Source organism: Paenibacillus ottowii (assembly GCF_006874425.1).
GTDB classification, from domain to species: domain Bacteria; phylum Bacillota; class Bacilli; order Paenibacillales; family Paenibacillaceae; genus Paenibacillus; species Paenibacillus ottowii.
In genome coordinates this window covers 1-5226 of sequence record NZ_VIJZ01000024.1, presented here as the reverse complement: position 1 = coordinate 5226, position 5226 = coordinate 1, and the positions used below count along the sequence as shown (strand labels likewise).

The following is a 5226-nucleotide window of genomic DNA, read 5'->3' as shown; positions in this document are numbered from 1 at the left end:
CAGGTAAAGATAAGAGGCTACAGGATAGAACTGGGTGAAATAGAGAACCGGTTATTAAAGCATGAAACAATAAAAGAAGCAGTGGTATTGGACAAAGAAGGAGCTGACGGAAATAAGTATCTTTGTGGATACGTCGTACCGGATCAAGAAATAACCGTACAGGGGATGAGGGAACACTTGTCAAAAGAGCTCCCGGACTACATGATCCCTTCCTACTTTGTGCAGATGGAAAAGCTGCCATTGACCCCTAATGGAAAAATAGACAGGGAAGCATTGCCTGTGCTCGATAGCAATGTTAATACCGGCGTAGAATACGTAGTACCTTCGGGAGAAATAGAGGAGAAACTTGCGCTGTTGTGGCGGGATATCCTTGGAATAGAGAAGGTAGGAAGAAATGATAACTTTTTTATGCTTGGGGGACACTCGTTAAAGGCAACAAGCCTTGTAGCAAGAATTCACAAAGAGTTCAATATAGACATACCTCTTAAGGAAATATTCAAGACACCAACCATCTTAGAAATTGCCAGATATATTAAAGACTCAAAGGAGAGCCTATATCAGTCAATCCAACCGGCAGGAGAAATGGAATACTACCCTATGTCATCTGCACAAAGAAGGCTGTATATACTAAACCAGCTTGAAGGGGCAGGGACAGCATACAACATGCCTGGTATTATGCTGCTGGAAGGAAGCATTGATACAGCGCGTTTCCAGGAAGTCTTCAGGCAGTTGGTAAAAAGGCATGAGACTCTTAGAACATCGTTCCACATGATCGATGGTAACCCGGTCCAGAAGGTTCATGACCATGTGGAATTCAGCGTGATGTACTTTGAAACTAACGAAGAAAAAGCCGCAGAGTATGCTGGGGAATTTGCCAGACCTTTTGATCTTGGCAAGGCTCCTCTGCTAAGGGTAGAGCTTGTAAAAACGGGAGAAGACAGGCATCTTATGATGTTTGATATGCATCACATTATATCCGATGGTGTCTCCATGGACATACTGATTCGTGAGTTTATGGATCTTTATGAAGGAAACAACCCTCCAGCACTTCGGATACAGTACAAGGACTACGCTGTATGGCAGAATAAACTGTTTGATGAGGGCGGAATTAGCAGCCAGGAGGAATACTGGCTCCAAGCATTCCAGGGAGAAATACCTGTACTGAATATGCCGCTAGACTATCCAAGGCCTGTAATACAAAGCTTTGAAGGGGATTTTTTTAGCTTTGAAGCAGGCAGTGAGCTTACGAATAAATTAAACAAGCTTGCAAGGGATAATGGGGCTACGCTTTACATGACACTGCTCGCGGCATACAACATATTGCTGTCTAAGCACACCGGACAGGAAGACATAATCGTTGGAAGCCCTATAGCCGGAAGGCCACATTCAGACCTGCAGGATATCCTTGGTATGTTTGTAAATACCTTGGCTATGAGAAATTACCCCAAGGGAGATAGTACCTTTGTAGAATTCTTGAATGAAGTAAGAGAAAACGCTCTAAGGGCTTATGACAATCAGGATTACCAATTTGAAGAACTGGTTGAGAAGCTTAACTTGAAGAGGGACATGAGCAGAAACCCACTGTTTGATACTATGTTTACCATGCAAAATGCCTCTAAGGTAGAATTTGCAGTACCTGGTATAAGCTTCAGACCTTTTAATAACGGGCTAGAGTATAGAATATCAAAATTTGACCTATCCATTGATGCAATAGAGCGTGAAGATGGTATGGCTTTTAGCTTTGAATATTGTACTCGGCTTTTCAAAAAAGAGACTTTAAAAAGGTTGGCGGCTCATTACCTTAACGTGTTGGAAGAGATAACCGCAAATCCGTTTAAAAGGTTGTCGGAAATAAATATGTTGTCCCAGGAGGAAAAACAGCAAATAATCTATGGCTTCAATGATACAAAAGTAGAATATCCTAAGGATAAGACCATACAAGAGCTATTTGAAGAACAAGTGGAAAAGACGCCTGATAACATAGCAGTAGTATTTGAAGATAAATACTTGACTTACGGAGAACTTAATGAAAAGGCCAATCAACTGGCTTGGATCTTAAGGGACAAGGGATTAAAACCTGACAGTGTAGTAGCTATAATGGTAGACCGGTCCATAGAAATGATAATAGGTGTAATTGCTGTATTTAAAGCAGGAGGCGCGTATTTACCCATAGACACCGAATATCCTGAAGAACGAATCAGATATATGATCGATGACAGCTTGGCTGGAATTATTCTTACGCAAGAACATCATAAAGAAAAAATTAAATTTGATCTTGATATTATAAGCTTTGATGACTGTGTGAATTACAACGGGAGAACAGAAAATCTTCCTGTCATTAATAAATCTTGTAATTTAGCATATGTCATTTATACATCAGGAACCACAGGAAAGCCAAAGGGGATCATGATAGAGCATAGAAGTCTTGTCAACATATCTTACGCATGGAAAAAGGAATATAGGCTTGCGGATATGGATGTAAAGCTGTTGCAAATCGCAAGTTTTTCTTTTGATGTATTTGTGGGAGATGTTTCGAGAACGCTGCTCAACGGAGGCCAAATGGTTATTTGTTCATCCGAGGAGAGATACGATCCTGCACGATTATATTCACTTATTAAAACCCATAAAATAACCATCTTTGAATCCACACCGGCACTGATTATTCCTCTTATGGATTATATCCATGATAATGCTTTGATTATTGATAGCCTCAAGTTGCTTATACTTGGATCAGATACTCTCTCTGTGGAAGATTATGAAAGATTACAATCCTGGTATGGAGAGAAACTGCGGGTTGTTAATAGCTATGGGGTTACTGAGTCCACCATAGATTCCAGTTATTACGAAAAGAGACTGGGAAGCTATTTGGAATCCGGGAGTGTACCTATCGGAAAGCCAATGCAAAATATAAAATACTACGTTGTTGACAAACACTTGAGACCTCAGCCTACAGGGGTTTTGGGTGAGTTGTGCATAGGGGGAGAAGGGCTTGCAAGGGGATATCTAAACCGGCCCGAACTGACAGCTGAAAAATTTGTACCTAACCCGTTTATACCAGGGGAAAGGATGTATCGTACAGGGGATCTGGCCAGATGGCTGTCTGATGGGAATATGGAATTTTTAGGAAGAGTAGATCATCAGGTAAAGATAAGGGGATTTAGAATAGAGCTGGGGGAAATAGAAGCACAACTGCTAAAGCACGTTTCAATAAAGGAAGCAGTGGTTATTGCAAGGGAAGATCAGAAGGGAAACAAGTATCTGTGTGCCTATGTGGCAGGGGAAAATGAATTAACAATAGCAGAACTAAGGGGACATCTCTTAAAGGACCTTCCAGACTATATGATACCATCCTATTTTATGCAGTTAAAAAAGCTGCCGCTGACTCCCAATGGCAAAATAGATAGGAAGGCATTGCCCGAACCTGACGGCAATATCGATGCTGGAATAGAGTATGTCGCACCCTTGGGTGAAGTGGAGGAGAAACTTGCGGGGTTGTGGCAGGATATCCTTAGTATAGAGAAAGTGGGAAGAAACGACAATTTCTTTGAGCTGGGGGGACATTCCTTAAGGGCAGCAAATCTTATTGCCAGGATTCACAAAGAGTTCAATGTAAACATACCGCTTAAAGAAATATTTAAGAGCCCAAATATGTCTGAAGTTGCCGAGTGCATCAAGATTGCAAAGGAGAGTGTATTTCATTCTATTGGGCCGGCTGGGGAGATGGAGTACTATCCAATTTCATCCGCCCAGAAAAGGCTGTATATTCTAAACCAGCTTGACGCAGTTGGGATGGCATACAACATGCCTGGTATTATGCTAATTGAAGGCAAACTCGATAAACTGCGCTTTGAACAGGCTTTTAGGGAGCTTGTTGACAGACATGAGTCTTTCCGTACCTCATTCCATATGATAGATGGTAAACCGGTACAAAAGGTCCATAGCAATGTGGATTTTAGTGTTATGTATATGGAAACCGATGAGGAAAGAGCTGCGAAAATAGCCAGTGAATTTATTAGGACCTTTGACCTTGATGAGGCTCCTTTACTTAGGGTTGGGCTTATAAAAGTTGGAGAAGACAGATATATTATGATGTTTGATAAGCACCATATTATATCTGACGGGGTGTCTGACGACATACTGGTAAGAGAATTTATGAGCCTGTATGAAGGTAAGGAACTTCCGGAACTTAAGATTCAGTACAAGGATTTTTCCGTATGGCAGAACAGGCTGTTTGCTGATGGGACAATTAGTAAGCAGGAAGAATACTGGCTCCAAGTATTCAAAGGAGAAATTCCTTTGCTTAATATGCCGCTAGACTACCCTAGGCCAGCTATACAGAGTTTTGAGGGAGATGTGATCAGTTTCAAAGCAGGCAAGGAGCTTGCTGTTAAACTGAACAAACTTGCAGTGAATAATGGTGCCACGCTCTACATGGTACTTTTAGCTTCATACAATGTCCTTTTATCCAAGTACACCGGACAGGAAGATATTATAGTTGGAAGTCCCGTTGCAGGAAGGCCGCATACTGATCTTCAGGACGTTATTGGTATGTTTGTAAACACGCTAGCCATGAGGAATCACCCTCAAGGTGGAAAGACTTTTGTGGACTTCCTTAATGAAGTAAGAGAAAACTCCTTAAGGGCTTACGAAAACCAAGATTACCAATTTGAAGAACTGGTAGATAAGCTTAACCTGGAAAGGGATCTGGGCAGAAATCCACTTTTCGATACTATGTTTGTACTGCAAAATATCGAGGCATCAGAAGTGAAGATGGATGGGCTAAGGTTTATGCCCTATGACAGTGAAGTAAGAATATCCAAGTTTGACTTGACTTTAAACGCTGAGGAAACAGAGGACGGTATTGCATTTGAATTGGAGTATGCTACCAGGTTGTTTAAGAAAGAGTCAGTTATAAGGCTTATTGCCCATTACCTTAATGTATTGGAAGAGGCAGCAGCCTTTCCTGAAAAAAGGCTATTAGAAATTGATATGCTGTCACAAGACGAAAAACATCAAATATTATATGAATTTAATAATACAAAAGCAGGATACCCTCGGGAAAAGACCATCCATCAGATTTTTGAGGAACAGGTGGAACGGACACCCAATAATATTGCTGTAGTGTTTGAAGATAAACAGCTGACTTATAAGGAAGTAAACGAAAAGGCAAACCAACTGGCCAGAAAATTAAGAGAAAAGGGAATAAAACCTGATAGTGTAGTGGGA

General features: G+C 41.1%; 1 protein-coding gene. It reads left to right on the top strand.

Going from position 1 to position 5226, the window contains the following annotated elements; translation table 11 throughout:
* On the top strand, positions 1-5226 hold a 5226-nt coding region (locus FKV70_RS25660; RefSeq protein ID WP_142614963.1), incomplete at both ends, for a non-ribosomal peptide synthetase.